The 16,046-nt window shown below is 47.5% G+C and carries 17 protein-coding genes; all 17 read left to right on the top strand.

Features of this window, described 5'->3' with window-relative positions:
- Positions 1-383 precede the first annotated feature (383 nt).
- The 17 genes from FYJ39_RS15425 (at position 384) to FYJ39_RS21570 (ending at position 15,929) form a co-directional block, all read left to right on the top strand.
- Complete coding sequence (locus tag FYJ39_RS15425; RefSeq protein ID WP_154473339.1) at positions 384-806, top strand: RNA polymerase sigma factor; 423 nt, start codon at positions 384-386, stop codon at positions 804-806.
- 345 nt (positions 807-1,151) lie between these two features.
- Positions 1,152-1,322, top strand: coding sequence for a hypothetical protein (locus tag FYJ39_RS20570; RefSeq protein ID WP_195633366.1), 171 nt, complete (start codon positions 1,152-1,154; stop codon positions 1,320-1,322).
- 137 nt (positions 1,323-1,459) lie between these two features.
- A complete protein-coding gene (locus FYJ39_RS15420; protein WP_154473338.1) occupies positions 1,460-1,645 on the top strand; it encodes a hypothetical protein in 186 nt (61 codons plus the stop codon).
- 86 nt (positions 1,646-1,731) lie between these two features.
- Positions 1,732-3,237 (top strand): recombinase family protein, encoded by a 1,506-nt coding sequence (locus FYJ39_RS15415; RefSeq protein WP_154473337.1) that lies wholly within the window; start codon positions 1,732-1,734, stop codon positions 3,235-3,237.
- A 162-nt stretch (positions 3,238-3,399) separates the two neighbouring features.
- Entirely contained in the window at positions 3,400-5,094 is a 1,695-nt protein-coding gene (locus FYJ39_RS15410) for a recombinase family protein (protein WP_154473336.1), read from the top strand.
- Positions 5,095-5,400: 306 nt separating this feature from the next.
- Positions 5,401-5,961 carry a hypothetical protein gene (locus tag FYJ39_RS15405; RefSeq protein WP_154473335.1) on the top strand — a complete coding sequence of 187 codons (561 nt, stop codon included), beginning with the start codon at positions 5,401-5,403 and terminating at the stop codon, positions 5,959-5,961.
- A gap of 106 nt (positions 5,962-6,067) precedes the next feature.
- Positions 6,068-6,340, top strand: a complete 273-nt coding sequence (locus tag FYJ39_RS15400) for a hypothetical protein (RefSeq protein ID WP_154473334.1) — start codon at positions 6,068-6,070, stop codon at positions 6,338-6,340.
- Between the two features lie 31 nt (positions 6,341-6,371).
- Positions 6,372-6,644: a hypothetical protein gene (locus tag FYJ39_RS15395; RefSeq protein ID WP_154473333.1), complete on the top strand. Its 273-nt coding sequence runs from the start codon at positions 6,372-6,374 to the stop codon at positions 6,642-6,644.
- A 654-nt stretch (positions 6,645-7,298) separates the two neighbouring features.
- Positions 7,299-9,143 carry a reverse transcriptase domain-containing protein gene (locus tag FYJ39_RS15390; protein WP_112481736.1) on the top strand — a complete coding sequence of 615 codons (1,845 nt, stop codon included), beginning with the start codon at positions 7,299-7,301 and terminating at the stop codon, positions 9,141-9,143.
- Between the two features lie 121 nt (positions 9,144-9,264).
- On the top strand, positions 9,265-10,857 hold the full coding sequence (locus FYJ39_RS15385) for a hypothetical protein (protein ID WP_154473332.1): 1,593 nt from the start codon (positions 9,265-9,267) through the stop codon (positions 10,855-10,857).
- 84 nt (positions 10,858-10,941) lie between these two features.
- The gene (locus FYJ39_RS15380) at positions 10,942-11,277 is read left to right on the top strand and encodes a DUF3852 domain-containing protein (RefSeq protein ID WP_154473331.1); all 336 of its coding nucleotides are present in this window, start codon (positions 10,942-10,944) and stop codon (positions 11,275-11,277) included.
- A gap of 12 nt (positions 11,278-11,289) precedes the next feature.
- On the top strand, positions 11,290-11,937 hold the full coding sequence (locus FYJ39_RS15375) for a DUF4259 domain-containing protein (protein ID WP_154473330.1): 648 nt from the start codon (positions 11,290-11,292) through the stop codon (positions 11,935-11,937).
- A gap of 14 nt (positions 11,938-11,951) precedes the next feature.
- Entirely contained in the window at positions 11,952-12,383 is a 432-nt protein-coding gene (locus FYJ39_RS15370; protein ID WP_154473329.1) for a hypothetical protein, read from the top strand.
- 95 nt (positions 12,384-12,478) lie between these two features.
- Positions 12,479-13,381, top strand: coding sequence for a conjugal transfer protein TrbL family protein (locus FYJ39_RS15365; RefSeq protein WP_328597567.1), 903 nt, complete (start codon positions 12,479-12,481; stop codon positions 13,379-13,381).
- A 15-nt stretch (positions 13,382-13,396) separates the two neighbouring features.
- On the top strand, positions 13,397-13,759 hold the full coding sequence (locus FYJ39_RS15360) for a DUF7768 domain-containing protein (RefSeq protein WP_328597566.1): 363 nt from the start codon (positions 13,397-13,399) through the stop codon (positions 13,757-13,759).
- On the top strand, positions 13,759-15,288 hold the full coding sequence (locus FYJ39_RS15355; RefSeq protein WP_195840459.1) for a DNA cytosine methyltransferase: 1,530 nt from the start codon (positions 13,759-13,761) through the stop codon (positions 15,286-15,288). The genes FYJ39_RS15360 and FYJ39_RS15355 overlap by 1 nt, the downstream gene beginning before the upstream one ends.
- On the top strand, positions 15,285-15,929 hold the full coding sequence (locus FYJ39_RS21570; RefSeq protein ID WP_456236692.1) for a DNA cytosine methyltransferase: 645 nt from the start codon (positions 15,285-15,287) through the stop codon (positions 15,927-15,929). Before FYJ39_RS15355 ends, FYJ39_RS21570 begins: the two co-directional genes overlap by 4 nt.
- The last annotated feature ends 117 nt before the right edge of the window (positions 15,930-16,046 follow it).

Below are 16,046 nucleotides of genomic sequence, written 5' to 3'. Positions count from 1 at the left end.
AAATAACGATTTCAAGCCGCCGTTTTCTTTTCAAAAATGGAAATTCGGAGGGTGTATTAAAGTCACCCTTTTTTAAGGACACGGCGGTGCCTTGGAGGTATTGCCGTGTTCATTTTCCTTTTCCACAACTCCCATGACCTTCACCAGCTAAAAAAAGCGTAGCTCCCCCTCCGGGACAGTCTGGTTATGCAGGTACAATATATCAGTACAATGTAGATAATGTAATTTCATGCGTCCGAGCGGCTTCATACCGTCCGGGCGTTTTTCTTTTCTCATGGGGCCGCCTCGGGCCAACTTGGCCCGAAGTCCAACCCCGGTGTCGCTCTCCGCCGCTCTCCGTTTCGGTCACTCGTCAACACCCAACACCGAAACGGAGGTACACAATGAAGGAAATCAATTTACGGGATTTTTACCCGTGGTATATGGAAGATGTGATGGTTGAGGTCACGGAGGAAGTTGCGGAAGAATTGCTGGCGGGCCAGCGGTACATCAAGGCCAGCCGCCGCCGTGTCTACCGCAACAAGGCGCACTACTCGCTGGACGCCGAGGACGGTATCGAGTATTCCGCCTGCTTCTCCAACCCCTCTCCGCAGGAGCTGATCGAGCGCATGGAACGCTTTGAATATCTCTGCCATGCCCTGAACAGTCTGCCAGACGCACAGGGCCAACGGGTGTTTGAGCACTATCTGCTGGGCCACCCGGTCAAGGCGATTGCCGCCGCAGAGGGCGTGACGGAGCGGGCTGTCAGCGCCGCTATCCAGCGGGGCTTGGACAACATGAAAAAATATCTGAAAAATGTTCTGTGAGCCTATTCCTTTTTCCGTTCAAACCGACACGGTTAATGAGAGGAAAAACAATCCTCCCACAACTGAATAGCGGGCAACTCGGAGTACCCGGTAAGGAGCCGGGCGGCAGGTACGCAGAGACTTTCCCGTGAGGGAAACGAGCGATAACTACCATTGCCGCAAGTGGGGACGAGCCATCCCCACGGCCACGATCTGCAACGGGCCGCAAGGGATAAGCTGGCGGCTTATCCGCTCCGATTTGCCGCACGATCCAGCGGGGGTGCTGGCTGAAATCATTGTTGTCTTGCGACAGGCCGAACATACAGGGCCAGCGCCCCCAGCTTTATAAGAAAGAAGGTTTTGACCATGAATGAGGAATGGAGCAACAACGCTTGCCGTGGCTATGTTATCAAGGCCATGGAAAACTGCGGCTTCAAGTCAAAGGACATTCATCAGGTTCTTGTTGAGCTCTATGAAGTCTTTGACTTCTGCGCTGTGGAGGAGGCGGCGCACTATTACGAAAACTGGCAATACTGACCTCGGGCCAACTTGGCCCGAAGTGTGGAGAAGAACGAAAGGGCAGCACTCTTTGCCGGGTGCTGTCCTTTCGCTTTTCCCCATCGAGACAATGCGGGAAATGCTGGCAGTCAACCAACTACGCAAAGGAGGCTTGGATGGTACAATCCGTTACTTATCAGAGCGAAACCAAGACCGTATCTTTTCAGGGGAAAAGCATCGTGCTGGAAAGTCTTACGCCGGTACTTTCCCCGAAGGAAAAGGAGAAGCGGAAAAAAGAGATTGAACGCTGTCTCTATGAAGTGTTCAGTAAGTACAGAAGGGCCGGGGATACCCCGGCCTGACCATCGACAACATTGCCCCTCGGGGCTATCAATGGTATAATATACTTGTAGGTTGGTAGCTCCATTCCACAGGAAAGGAGCCCAACATGAACATTCGAGAAGATGTAATTTATGCAAGACAATCCGTAGACCGCAAGGACAGTATCAGCATTGAGAGCCAGATTGATTTCTGCAAGTATGAGTTGAAGGGAGGCAGTTGCCGGGTTTTCAAGGACAAGGGCTATTCTGGCAAGAACACCGACAGGCCCGAGTTTCAAAAGCTCCTTGGCGAGATACGCAAAGGCAAGGTACGCCGGGTAGTTGTCTATAAGCTGGACAGAATAAGCCGCTCCATTCTGGACTTCGCAAACATGATGGAGCTGTTTCAGGAATACGATGTGGAGTTTGTTTCCTCCACGGAGAAGTTCGACACCTCGACCCCCATGGGCCGGGCCATGCTGAATATCTGTATCGTATTCGCCCAGCTTGAGCGGGAGACAATTCAGAAGCGTGTCACAGACGCTTACTACTCCCGGTGTCTGAAAGGCTTTCACATGAGCGGCCAAGCCCCCTATGGTTTCGACTTGGAGCCGACGGTGGTAGAGAATATCCGCACAAAGATGATGGTAGCTGACCCCATAGCCGCAAACCATGTGCGCCTGATGTTTGAAATGTACGCCGAGCCCGAGACTTCCTTCGGAGACATTACCCGGTATTTTGAGGAACGGGGTATCAAGATTTATGGGAAGTCATTGACACGCTCCTACTTATCCCAGCTCTTACGCAACCCTGTCTATGCACAGGCCGATTTGGAAATGTATGAGTTCTTCAAAAGTCAGGGTACGGTGGTAGTCAATGATGCCGCCGACTTCGCCGGGACAAATGGCTGTTACCTCTACCAAGGCCGGGATGTGAAGGAGGACAAGGACAAGAGCCTGAAAGATCAGATCCTTGTGATTGCGCCCCATGAGGGCTTCGTGTCCTCCGATGTTTGGCTGAGGTGCCGCAAGAAGCTGATGACAAACACCACCTTCCAGAATGGCCGCAAGGCCCGCAACACTTGGCTGGCCGGGAAAATCAAGTGTGGGAAATGCGGGTACGCACTCAAAACGACTCACAATCCCTCTGGCTATGAATACCTCCGTTGTTCCAAGCGGGCCGACCACAAGGGCTGTCCGGGGTGCGGTACTCTCCGCAAGACGGAGTTTGAGCAGTTCATTTTTACCGCCATGGGAGAAAAGTTCCGAGAGTTCAAGCTACTGCGAGGCGGCGAGGAAAAGGCCAACCCGAAGATTACTGCCTATCAGGTGGAGCTTGCACAGGTAGAGGCCGAGATTGAAAAACTGCTTGATACGCTGACCGGGGCCAACGCCACCTTGCTGGCCTACGCCAACAAGAAAATCGAGGATTTGGACAACCGCCGCAAAACGCTGTCCAAGGCGATTGCCGACTTGTCCGTTGAAACGCTGTCCTCCCAGCAGATTGAATTGCTGTCCGGGTATCTGGACGATTGGGAGAATATCAGCTTTGAGGACAAACGAAAAGCCGCTGACGGTCTGATTTCTTCAATCAGCGCAACCAGCGACTATGTAAAGATAGAGTGGAAAATCTGACACTCTTTCCACTCTATCAAACCCCTTGTTTCTTTATACCGCTTGTAGCCCCTTGTCCACCGTTGCTTCAGATTATGGGGTATAATTTTACACTAGATTAAGAAAAGATATTTGATGGCGTCATGATGTATTTCAAAAAAGAACTATTAATGGGGAAATGATATGAAGAACAAAAAAATCAGATGTTATGTATATATCCGTGTATCCACAACCATGCAGGTGGATGGTTACAGCCTGGATGCTCAGAGAGATAAACTGAGAAAATATGCTGAGTATCAGAACATGGAGATTGTACAGGAATTTGCAGATGAAGGGAAATCAGGTAAAAGCGTAGAAGGCAGACCGGAATTTCAGCGTATGTTGGACAATATTGAAGATGGTAAGGACGATGTACAGTTTGTGCTGGTATTTAAGCTTTCCCGTTTTGGACGTAATGCAGCGGATGTATTAAATTCTTTACAACGGATGCAGGATTTTGGAGTAAATCTGATCTGTGTAGAGGATGGCATTGACAGTTCTAAAGACAGTGGAAAACTGATGATTTCCGTTTTGTCAGCGGTGGCAGAAATTGAACGTGAGAATATTCTGGTGCAGACGATGGAAGGACGGAAACAGAAAGCAAGAGAAGGAAAATGGAACGGTGGTTTTGCCCCATATGGTTATAAACTGGTGAATGGAGAACTTCAGATTGCAGAAGATGAGGCAGAGGTAATCCGGCTGATCTATGATAAATTTATCCATACCAATATGGGAATGAGTGCAATTGCATCATGGCTGAACCAGCATGGATATAAAAAGAAAAAGAGACAGAATAATACGCTGGATGCTTTTGCAACTTCATTCATCAAAGGTGTTCTGGATAATCCGGTCTACTGTGGAAAGCTGGCATTTGGCCGCAGAAAGAATGAGAAAGTTCCCGGAACAAGAAATGAATACCGGATTGTGAAGCAGGAAGAATATATGCTGAACGATGGTATTCATGAAGGAATCATTTCCGAAGAGGATTGGGAACTGGCACATCAGAAACGTCAGAAAACAGGAGTATCCTATGAAAAGACACACAGTCTGGAACATGAACATATCTTATCCGGTATTTTAAAATGCCCTCTGTGTGGCAGTGGAATGTATGGGAATGTCAATCGGAAAAAACGAAAGGACGGTACGTTATATAAGGATTATTTTTATTATGCCTGCAAGCATCGGAGACTGGTGGATGGTCATAATTGCAGCTACCGCAAACAGTGGAGCGAAGATAAGGTGAACGATGCGGTAGAAGAAGTAATCCGGAAGCTGGTACGGAATCCAAAATTTGAAGAAGCCATTTTGAATAAAATCGGTGCAAGGATTGACACATCGGAAGTGGAAAAGGAAATTGAAGAATTAGAAAAACAGCACCGACAGCTGACAGGAGCAAAGAACCGGCTTGGACAGCAGATGGACAGCCTGGATATTACAGACCGTTTTTATGAGAAAAAATACCAGGATATGGAGACAAGATTGTATCGTCTCTATGATGAAATCGAGGGTGTGGAGAACGGCATCAGTGAGGTTAAGAACCGTTTGCTGAATATCAAACAGAAGAAAATATCAGAAGATAACGTCTACCAATTCTTACTGTATTTTGATAAACTATATGACAAGTTCACTGATCTGGAGAAAAAAGAATTTTTAAACAGCTTTGTAGAACAGGTAGACATTTATGAGCAGGAGCAGCCGGATGGCAGATTCCTGAAGCACATTAAGTTTCGTTTTCCGGTGTATTTCAATGGTTCGGAAATAGAAGAACTTAGTTGGGACAATGAAAGTACCGTTGAGGTCGTGATAATGATGACGTATTGTGGTGATAAGAAGAAATAACAGGGATTGGCCACAAGATGTTGTGGTTTTGGAAGAAAAAATCAACGAAAAATGGGGCAAAAAATGAGCGTTTTTGCCCCTGATTTTTTGCCCTTTTCACAGATGACATCGGGGTTTAGACAGATGAAAACAGAAAAATCAGAGGACGAGCAGATGAGAAACCTGCCTGTTCTCTTTTTTATATATGCCCCGTTTTATGGGCATATCAGAAGTTTGACCGGAGAACATTCGATCCGTTTTGGATCAGTGAGACCGGTCTTTTTTTGTGTTCAGATTCAAAATCGCACATAAGGAAAGGAGCCTGGTATGAAAACAATCACAACGGAAGAATTAAAAAATATGAGTCATCGAGAGGGGTTGATCCTGCAAGGCTGCGGCGGTGACCTTCAAGAATGGGTAAATGGAATCAATGGGATTCTCCAAGAACAAGGAATTCTTTTAGACGGAAAGCCACTGGACGATGTGTCAGTCTTTCAACATGAAGGGCTTACCAATCTGCTGTTTGCTTTTGGTGAACACAAACTGGATATCGGAAAACTTGCTATCTGGAGAATCCAAAGTCATGAACAGTTTGGAGGGATATGGCTCTCCGATTATGTGGAAAACAAACTGGGCGGTTTTGCAGCGGGACAGCAGGTAAAACCGGATTGTCCGCTCATTGGTGAAGATGGAAATATTTTTAATCTAATGGGAATCGCATCCCGAACTCTGAAAGAGAATGGAATGTATGAGCAGGCGGAAAAAATGCGGCAGAGAATCACAGGCGGAGAATGCCACAGCTATGAGGAAGCGCTGATGGTTATTGCCGATTATGTGAATATCACATCCGCAGAACCGGAAGAAGGTATGGGGATGGATTTTTATTAAAGCAAAAAGAAATAACCGGGCCGGTACAGCGTTTCTGTGGAGAACTTATGCTGACCGGCCTTTTTTATTGCTTATTTTTGATAAGCAGAAAGGATGATAACGAATTATGAAAGCAGAGCGACAGGAACAGGATTTTGACTTTCCATACGGCTGGAACCGTGGTGATACTTGCGTGATGATTACCAATAAAGCCAAGAAAAGCACCTGTGAATATACCGTGGAGAGTTATGACGGGAGGTACTTCGGGGTACGCAGCCATACCGGGCTTTTTCATCGAGCCTCTCCGCAAAGATTATTCCATTCAAAGCAAGAAGCGGCTGCAGCCTTAGAGCAATTGGAAACACCGACGCAGGAAAGAGGCGGAATGACATTTCAATAAAAAAATTTCAAAAACAAGGAGTGAGAATATTATGACCGCAAGATTTATGAGTGGTACCCCATACGCAAGGACAGAACTGGAAATGCAGCGCATCCCCGGTTTTCATCCGCGGGGAAGCGGATTGACGGTAAGCCGCTTCCGGTACAGCGCGGCGGATTGTGACTGCCGCTTATGTGCCTATAAAAGCAGAAAAAGAAAATGTGAAAAAGCGGATGGCTGTATCTGCCTGCGTGAACGGCTTGTGGCAGGCTGTGTGCCATTGGAAGAACTGTTGGAAAGGTTGACAGCGGAGCTGCGTCCGTAAGTGCGTAGAAATACTATGCATGTGGACTATTAAGAAATCTGTCTTTGGCAAGACAGTCGTGTAAAAGTATCAAAGGTTATTAAATTAACCGCACGATTACCAACAGACTTATCTGCAATGGAAACAACGCAGGGAGTGTAGCATGTCTGTAACGCCGTAAATGAGCCTAACTATCATGGCTTAGATGTAATGGCAAGGTAAAAGGTTAGATATGAGGATAAAAGTTTTATTACTTGAATGACAGTCTGAGGTGGCATAGTCGAGCCGCTGATGTAAGGATAGTTGAAAAGTCAGAGTGATGTTGAAGTTGCATACCCGCCCGCGTGCAAGAGTTCGTGATACTAGCATCAACCACCCATTGTAAATGGGAAAAGGCGAACGTCATATCCGACAATCTAACAAGCTGTGTTCTTAATGGTCTAAGCGGAGATTGCCTAAATCGGAACGCTATGTAAATAGCTATGTGTAATGCCGAAAGGGGATAAATTCCAAGATGTAAAAAGTCAAGGAAGATGACACTGAATATCCGACATGGTAACAGAGTCCCCATAGTAGTCTGCGATTGGGTAATGCCAATTACATGAGGTGAAATTCCTCGCGGCGAAGGGGGACAGTTTATCTTTTAATACAAATTGAAGAAAGGTGCGTGAGGCATTGAGAAATCCGATTGATGTATTAAACAGTTTGAAGTCAAAATCCTGCAATGAAAACTACAAATTTGAACGGCTGTACCGCAATCTGTACAACCCTGACTTTTACCTGTTGGCATACCAAAATATCTACGCCAACGAGGGGAATATGACAGAAGGAGCAGACGGCAAAACCATTGACGGAATGGGAATGAACAGGATTAACGGCTTGATAGCGCAGATGAAAAACCACAGCTATCAGCCAAAACCAGCACGCAGAACCTACATCAAAAAGAAAAACGGTAAATTGCGCCCATTGGGCATACCGTCAGTTGATGACAAGCTGGTACAGGAAATCGTCAGAATGATTTTGGAAAGTATTTATGATGACAGTTTTAGTGAACGCTCCCACGGTTTTAGGCCAAATCGCAGCTGTCACACAGCCCTAAAGCAAATCAAGTGTGAATTTACAGCGGTGAAATGGTTCATTGAGGGGGATATTAAAGGTTTCTTTGACAACATTGACCATCAAATCATGGTGGCATTACTGCGTAAGAGAATACAGGACGAATATTTTTTGGCATTGGTGTGGAAATTCCTAAAAGCAGGGTATCTTGAGGACTGGGTATATCACAAAACGTATTCTGGCACCCCGCAAGGCTCTATCATTAGTCCGATACTGTCAAACATCTATTTAGATGAGTTTGATAAGTACATGGAAAACTACAAAAATGGCTTTGACCAAGGTAACGGTAAGGAAAACAACCCGGAATACAGGCAATGGGAATACAAACTAAAATACATTCGTCACAAGAAATATCCCAAAGCCAAATGGGAATGTATGACCGCCGAAGAAAAGAAACCTGTTATCAAATATGCAAAAAGTCTAAAGAAACAAATGCACTCCCTGCCCTACTCAAATCCAATGGACGAGGGCTACAAGCGACTTGTGTATGTACGCTATGCAGATGATTGGTTGTGCGGAGTAATCGGAAGCAAAGAAGATGCGGAAAATATCAAGGCGGATATTAAAAAGTATCTGGCTGAAACGCTGAAATTGGAGTTATCCGAAGAAAAAACGCTCATTACGCATAGTAGTGACAGCAAAGCTAAGTTTTTGGGATATGAAATCTACACCACCAAAGACGAAAGCATTAAGCGTCACAAAAACGGTCAGACCAGACGTACACGCATGGGCAGAATACAGCTTTACGTTCCAAAAGAAAAGTGGTTGGGTAAACTGTTGGACTACGGTGCTTTGCAAATCAAATATGACAAGAATAACAATAACCAAGAAATCTACAAACCTGTTCACAGAAACTATTTAGTCAACAATGATGACCTTGAAATACTCATGCAGTATAATTCTGAAATCCGTGGATTCTACAATTATTATCGGATTGCGGACAATGTGAGCGTGCTGAACAATTTCTTTTATGTGATGAAGTTTAGCCTGTTTAAGACCTATGGCAGAAAGTATCAAAAGCGCATAGGTCAAATCAGAAAGCAGTTTGGGTATGATAAGAAATTTGGCATAGAGTACGAAACGAAACAGGGAAAACAAAAAATGTTTTTGTACAACGAGGGGTTCACCAAGCAAAATATTAAGGTGATAACCAGTGCCAGTGTTGACAATGTTCCGTCAATTAGTAGAAGATATGGACGTTCGGGGTTAATTGCAAGATTAAAAGCGAATATGTGTGAATACTGTGGGGCAACAAATGTACCCATGGAAATTCATCATGTCAAAAAGCTGAAAAACCTCAAAGGCAAGAAAAATTGGGAGCGTCACATGATTGCTATGAAAAGAAAAACGATGGTACTCTGCTTGGACTGCCATCAAAAATTGCACGCAGGTAAATTAGACTAAAACTGATAGATAAACGGAGAGCCGTATACATCGAGAGATGTCCGTACGGTTCGGAGGGGAGTGTCTGAAAACCTACCATAGCAATATGGCAAGGCGTTGGGCGCTTACCCTGTGAGGCGGCATGGGACAAGGGACCAGTCAGAATAAATGGAGTCCGGGAATGGAAGGTGTTCGTGTGACGGTAGTGAAAGCAGAAGATGGCACACCAGTTACAACGCCTATTGATCTGACCAATAAAAAGCCAACCAATGTACAGGCACATTTTGGGAAAGCCAGTAAAGTCTCTTATAACCGTGGTTCTTCCCTTTCACCCAGTGGCTCCACTTACGAATTTATCAATCCGGCACAGGCACTGCCAAAGATTATCAGTTCACAAAGTCTTGGGGCTGCCAGTATTGAAGAAATAAAAAGGTATTTTACAGATGAGCAGGTATTGCGGAGCATTGCCGGCTTGACGGGAATGGATTTTGATACAATGGTGGCCGGAGAATATAAGCTTCTGATTGAGCCGGTAGGTTATTACACCTTTCAGGGCATATTTATTGCTACAACAGCGACGGAAGCGGCTTTGTATGACGAGCAGCTTGGAGGTCAACTGCGTTCCAAAATGGTATCTTTTTATTATAAAAATTTGCCACTTTCGATTTTTTTGGAAACACCGGATTTAGGGTATCCGGCATGGAACGGAAGCAAAACATCTCCAGCATCCAATGCGGATATCAAGTCTTCTTTAGGAATCGGCATTGTCAGGTTCAACGAAATTACTACCCCGCCGGAAGTCAGTGCCTACGATTATGAATATTGGACCGATACAGAAGTTATTACAGCAGTTGAAGTGCGTGGCGGCCAGAGCGATCCGGATAATCCGGTTTCAGTGACATTCCATGTACAGGGCAGTACCTATACAGTAGATCAGGTGTGCTATCCTGACGGGGACAGCCAATTGGCGTGGATTCGCTGGACGACGCCGAAAGAGCCGCAGACCATGACGATTACGGTGCAGGTCCATGGCGGCGGCCATGTGAACAATGGGACAATTCACGTAAATATTGTGGATTTAAACGAGAACCCACCTCCTGATCCCAACGCGGATGACCGAAACGATGGCTTTACCCGCCCTGCCGTGCCGAAGAAAGAGGAGACGACCTCTGCAAACTGGGGCGTCTGGCGGCCGTGGTGGCAGGAATACTGGGTATGGCACAGCGGGGACGACGATGACGATGGATACTGGTGCGACCACGGGTGGTGGGAGTTTGACTACGACCGCTACTCTGCGAGTCTGACTGCCGATATGTCGGTGGTACCGGATGAGAAGGCACCAACCGCAAACGGAAAAACCATGAAATCCGGCTATGGGATCAACGAAACCATTCGTACCCATGTCAGCACAACACAGAGTTCCGCAGTTACTCCGGCGCAAAATGCGGTCACCTATTTCCCAGAGTTCCAGTATCAGGGGTTCTGGCGGCTTCTTGACCGCATGAGCAGCGGCTACGATATGCGGCATGAGTTTCAAGAAAACCGATATAGCACCTATAAAAGGCGAACGCATTTCACTCCGATTTGGTATCCGAATGGAGATTATACGCCATACACTTGGCTGATCGACTGCTGGACACCGACAGGGATGCTTTCCATGAATCTGAACGATTCCATTACGATTGACGGAAACCTGTGGAGTGACTGGCATATCGCGCCACAGAATCCGAACTAACATCAGAAAAAAGACTGCACGGCAATCTTTCTTGCTCTGCAGTCTTTCTTTTTGCAGCAACGAAAAGGAAGGGAGATCAAAACAATGAAAATGAAACGACTCATGATGCTTGTTTGCGTAGCAGCTCTGACCGCTTGTGTGTTTTGTGTACCGGCATATGCAGCAAACGGAGATGTGGCTGGAGCCATTGAGGGGACATGGAATACGGCATCCGAACAGATCAAAACGGTTGTAAACAATGTAGTGTTCCCTGCTATCGATCTGATCCTCGCGGTGTTCTTTTTTGCCAAACTTGGGACGGCTTACTTTGATTATCGCAAGCATGGACAGTTTGAATGGGCGGGGCCGGCAATCCTGTTCGCGTGTCTGGTATTCACTTTAACAGCGCCTTTGTATGTATGGCAGATTCTTGGAATGTAGGGAGGAAAGGAAATGGGATGCTGGGGAATTACAGCCTCTGAATCTGATGCCGGTCTGGATGCTTTGGCAGCGATCCGAACACAAATACAAAAAGACGGGACGCTGAAACTGGAGGATATCCTTGCTGAATTGAAAAGAGATGCGTGGAATGCACCTGTGGATGTACACAGGTGCGAGTCACATACCAGCCCGATGATGCTGGCAGAAGTGATTGTCCGTTTTTTGGATGGATGTGCTGCAGAGCTGGACTTTGGAGAAATTTATCAGAAAGACAAAAGATTTTCCCGTTTTTCTTCTTTTACGGGTGAAAAAGCCACCATACAGTGGCTGCGGGACTATTTAAGCGATACTTTAAAATACAGCTGTGAAAGAGCCGAAAACACACCAAGGTGCGGATGGTTCAAAGAACAGGACTGGATTGGCTGGCAGGAGCATATGGAGCATTTGATTTTGCGCATGGATATGCTGCTTGCAAGTGACCTGGAGAAAGGAGAATTGACAGAACTGCAGGTATCCGGAGAAATAAACTATCAGAAGGAAGCAGAACGCATCAGTGAACAGGAAGGGCATGTTTGGAAGGGAACCAATGCGGACTGCGAAAACGAAACCGGTGACTTGGAATGTGAAAGATGCCATAAATTTCAGGTGTTGCACTGGTAGAAGGGAGTACCTATATGACAAAGTTTGAGCAGGAACTGCGGAAATTATTTGATCATGACAAGCTGTTTTCGGACGTCCGGTTTGTAGGCAATGCCTGCTATGGAAGGCTGACCGACCAGATCCGGGTAAAGGCCAGTTTCCAGACCGGCATTGTTGCGAATCAGTACGACCGATTGAAAATCACGCTTCTCAACCGGAATGAAGGCCCAATTGACAGCCTGGTACTGCGGTTAAAAGATATTTGGGGAATCAAGCCGGTCGCGAATAATCCGAATTTCAGAGAGGGCGTGTGTCCGCACCTGTGGGACTGCGATGGCAAAGTGGAGTGGTATGCATACCGCCCTACTTCTGAAGATTATCAGAAATTGACGGAGGCAGCCGGAAATTATCTGGATGTGTTCCGTGAGCCGGTACAGGAAACACAGATGGGACAGAAGATGTGTTAAAGGCAGAAAAATGACATGAAGAAGTTTGAGCTGATATGGACGGTTCAGTGATGAAACACCGAACTGTTTTCTGTGGAAGGAGGTGCGCGTATCAGGTGTTTATATGGGATTTTGTGGCTGACACTGTGTTAGGACAGATCATCGATTGGATTTACGGACAAATCGTAGGTTTTCTCGGTGATTTTTTTATGCAGATGGGAAATATGGGAGCTGACCTGTTCGAGATGACGTGGGTACAGTCCGTGGTACTGTTTTTTTCTTATCTGGCTTGGGCGCTGTATGTGACCGGTCTGGTGGTGGCAGCATTTGAATGCGGGATTGAGTGTCAGAATGGCCGCGGCAGTATACGGGAAACAGCGTTAAACGCCATCAAAGGGTTTATGGCAGTCAGCCTGTTTACCATTGTGCCGGTAAAGCTGTATCAACTCTGCGTATCTTTGCAGGGGAGCTTTACCGCGGGGATCACCGGATTGGGAAAGGACTTCGGAACCGTAGCGTCTGAAATCATCGCTTCCCTGCAGGATGCCGGGACATGGGAGGAAGCCGTGGGCGCGGGCGTGTTCGGCGGCCTGAGCAGTATTACAAGCCCGATCTTAATGATTTTTATTTTGATCCTTATGGGGTATGCCGTGATTAAGGTCTTTTTTGCAAATTTAAAGAGGGGCGGCATTCTGCTTATCCAGATCGCGGTAGGAAGCCTGTATATGTTCAGTGTGCCAAGAGGGTATATTGACGGATTCACTGGATGGTGCAAGCAAGTGATCGGGTTGTGCCTGACCACATTTTTACAGGCTACCGTGCTGATTGCGGGGCTGATGGTCGTCAAGGAGCATGCCCTGTTAGGTCTTGGATTGATGCTGTCGGCCGGAGAAATTCCCCGTATCGCAGGACAGTTCGGCTTGGACACAGGAACCAGGGCAAACATCATGGGGGCGGTTTACGCAGCGCAGGGCGCCGTGAACCTGACCAGAACCATTGTACAGACAGTAGCAAAATAGAAAGGGGGACTCTCGGTGACAGAAAGCAGATTGGTATATATCGCTTCCCCTTACGCGGGAGATATTCAATCCAATGTGGAATTTGCGAAAGACGCCTGTCGCTTTGCAGTATCGCAAGGCGTCACACCGCTTGCGGTGCATCTGTTATATCCGCAGATTCTGGATGACAGGATTCCGGATGAGCGTACTGCCGGAATCCAAATGGGGCTTCGTGTTTTGAAAGCATGTGATGAACTGTGGGTATGCGGGGATTTCATTTCACATGGGATGCAGGCAGAATTGGATGCTGCAAAAGAATGGGGCATCCCAATTAAACAAATCAGGGCGGAAGAACTGCTTGATTGGGAAGTACCGGATCGTTCTATGGAGATGGTCTGATGATGACAATGGGAAGCCTGTTTGACGGAATCGGCGGCTTCCCGCTTGCCGCAATCCATAATGGAATCATACCCGTTTGGGCAAGCGAGATTGAAGCCTTTCCCATTCAGGTAACAAAACTCCGCTTTCCACAGATGCAGCATACAGGCGATATTACAAAGCTGAACGGCAAGATGCTTCCCCTTGTGGATGTTATCTGCGGGGGCAGTCCATGTCAGGATTTGTCGGTTGCCAGACGGCGGCGTGGGCTTGCCGGAGAACGATCAGGCTTATTTATGGAACAGGTTCGGATTGTAAAGGAGATGAGGAATGCAGATGAAAACCGAGGATTACCAGATCACCTTGTTCGACCTCGATACCTCGTTTGGGAAAACGTTCCAGGAGCCTTCAGCTCCGCACAGAGCGAGGACTTCCGCGCGGTCATCGAGGAAATTGTCCGCATTAAGGACAGTGCCTATCATGTGCCTCGACCTGACACCGGGCGCTGGGAACCTTCTGGGGCTGCCATATTGGGAGAACGGTTCAGCCTGGCTTGGCGAGTCCTGGACGCTCAATACTGGGGAGTCGCCCAGCGTCGCCGTCGTATCTTCCTTGTCGCAGATTTTGGAGGACGCACCGCACCCAAAATACTATTTGAGCAGGACCGCCTGTTTGGGGATTCTTCGGAGAGCCGAAGCGCGGGGCAAGGAATTGCCAGAGCAGCTACGCAAGGCACTGCTCATACAGGCGGGACTTGCCTGACTCCCTGGGATGTACAAAGCCGCCGTGTTTTTTCAGAGGATAGCGTTTGGCCGGCATTGTATGGAGGCGAGGGCGGCGGACATGGATATGTCCAGAAAAAAGGACAGGAAAATACAGAGCCGATATTATGCCTGAATGATCAAGGCGGTGAGCGGATGGATGTAACCGAAGGCTTTACCGCTACACTCCGAGCAGGAATGAGTGGTCATCCCCCATTGGTTGCCGAACAGACAGCGGTTTCCGGAGTTGTGACAAAAGGAAACGGGGATTGTTTCCTGACACCGGATGTTCATACTTCCCTGACAGGCGGCGGAGGACAGGCCGGTCAGGGATACCCCTGTGTTTTAACAGTAGGATTTTGTGGTAATGCAAGCGCGGAAGCCGGAGGGATCGGCTATCAATCCGAGCGTTCCGCTACCCTGAAAACGGGAACTGCTCCGGCTGTCCTCTGCCTGAACGACCAGGGCGGAACACAGATGCACCTGTCAGAAGAAGTGACAGGGACGCTTCGGGCGCAGGAGCATGGATATCAGCCGCTTGTACTTGCAGGTGGACAAGGAGGCGCAGAAATCGGGGACGGAGTCTGCCCGACCATTACCGGAGCAGCCGGAACCAGTGGAAATAACCAGCCGATACTGTTTGACAATCATGGAAAAGACTGCAGATATAACGGTCCGCTGAAGGTGGCTCCTACTGTAGCGGCAACCTATGGTAAGGGGGAAACAATGTTCCGCTCCTGTCACAGCCGATTGCATTCAGTCTCGACAGTAAAGACAGTAATTCCATGAAATCATCCAATCCATATTCCGGATGCCGTGAAACCACAACATCTCGAACCATTGATACAACAAATCCAGATCCGAGCAAAAATCAGGGCGGTATTGCAATCCTGCAGGAAAGCTACTGCATTGCGGGAAATATTATCGACAGGAAGGTAAAAAACGGCGGGAACGGACTGGGATGTCAGCCGGACGTCAGTTATACATTGACCGGTATGGACCGGCATGCTGTGTTCAGCCGGCAGCGAAGCGATGAACTGGTTGAAAATGAGGTGGCGTCTACTCAAAGCGCCCGACAGCATAAAGATGCCACTGACCTTGTGTGTCAGCCGGATATTTTCGGACAATCCCAGTACGGAGCCTATGCAGAAGGATGCACAACACTCCGTGCCAGCGGCGGAGATCATGGCGGGGGCAGTGAAAATCTGGTGGCTATGCAGGGAGAAAATCAGCCGGAACATCGGCTGATCCGCAGGCTGACTCCCCTTGAATGTGAACGCCTGCAGGGATTTCCAGACGGCTGGACGGATATACCGGGAGGTTCAGACAGCGCCAGATATAAGGCGCTTGGAAACAGTGTGGCGATTCCATGTGTGGACTTTGTCCTGCGCGGCATCGCTTATTTTTTACGCCAAAATCAGGAGGAATGACTATGTAACATTGGTGCTTTTGCTTCACTTTCCGCTTAATCCTTGTCAGATATGGTCATAGCTATTCCATAACATTCCCGATATACTTGGCTTACACAGAATGAAAAGAGAAAGGAG

Source organism: Clostridium porci (assembly GCF_009696375.1).
Lineage (GTDB): Bacteria > Bacillota > Clostridia > Lachnospirales > Lachnospiraceae > Enterocloster > Enterocloster porci.
Note: the sequence above shows the minus strand (reverse complement) of the source record. Positions and strands in the feature narration are given on the sequence as shown.

Bases quoted from the DNA above. Each gene is read 5' to 3' on its own strand.
- FYJ39_RS15380 (WP_154473331.1), top strand. From the start codon at position 10,942: ATGAAAATGAAACGACTCATGATGCTTGTTTGCGTAGCAGCTCTGACC.
- FYJ39_RS15400 (WP_154473334.1), top strand. From the start codon at position 6,068: ATGAAAGCAGAGCGACAGGAACAGGATTTTGACTTTCCATACGGCTGG.
- FYJ39_RS15385 (WP_154473332.1), top strand. From the start codon at position 9,265: ATGGGACAAGGGACCAGTCAGAATAAATGGAGTCCGGGAATGGAAGGT.
- FYJ39_RS15415 (WP_154473337.1), top strand. From the start codon at position 1,732: ATGAACATTCGAGAAGATGTAATTTATGCAAGACAATCCGTAGACCGC.
- FYJ39_RS21570 (WP_456236692.1), top strand. From the start codon at position 15,285: ATGAAATCATCCAATCCATATTCCGGATGCCGTGAAACCACAACATCT.
- FYJ39_RS15375 (WP_154473330.1), top strand. From the start codon at position 11,290: ATGGGATGCTGGGGAATTACAGCCTCTGAATCTGATGCCGGTCTGGAT.
- FYJ39_RS20570 (WP_195633366.1), top strand. From the start codon at position 1,152: ATGAATGAGGAATGGAGCAACAACGCTTGCCGTGGCTATGTTATCAAG.
- FYJ39_RS15370 (WP_154473329.1), top strand. From the start codon at position 11,952: ATGACAAAGTTTGAGCAGGAACTGCGGAAATTATTTGATCATGACAAG.
- FYJ39_RS15355 (WP_195840459.1), top strand. From the start codon at position 13,759: ATGATGACAATGGGAAGCCTGTTTGACGGAATCGGCGGCTTCCCGCTT.
- FYJ39_RS15420 (WP_154473338.1), top strand. From the start codon at position 1,460: ATGGTACAATCCGTTACTTATCAGAGCGAAACCAAGACCGTATCTTTT.
- FYJ39_RS15395 (WP_154473333.1), top strand. From the start codon at position 6,372: ATGACCGCAAGATTTATGAGTGGTACCCCATACGCAAGGACAGAACTG.
- FYJ39_RS15410 (WP_154473336.1), top strand. From the start codon at position 3,400: ATGAAGAACAAAAAAATCAGATGTTATGTATATATCCGTGTATCCACA.
- FYJ39_RS15425 (WP_154473339.1), top strand. From the start codon at position 384: ATGAAGGAAATCAATTTACGGGATTTTTACCCGTGGTATATGGAAGAT.
- FYJ39_RS15405 (WP_154473335.1), top strand. From the start codon at position 5,401: ATGAAAACAATCACAACGGAAGAATTAAAAAATATGAGTCATCGAGAG.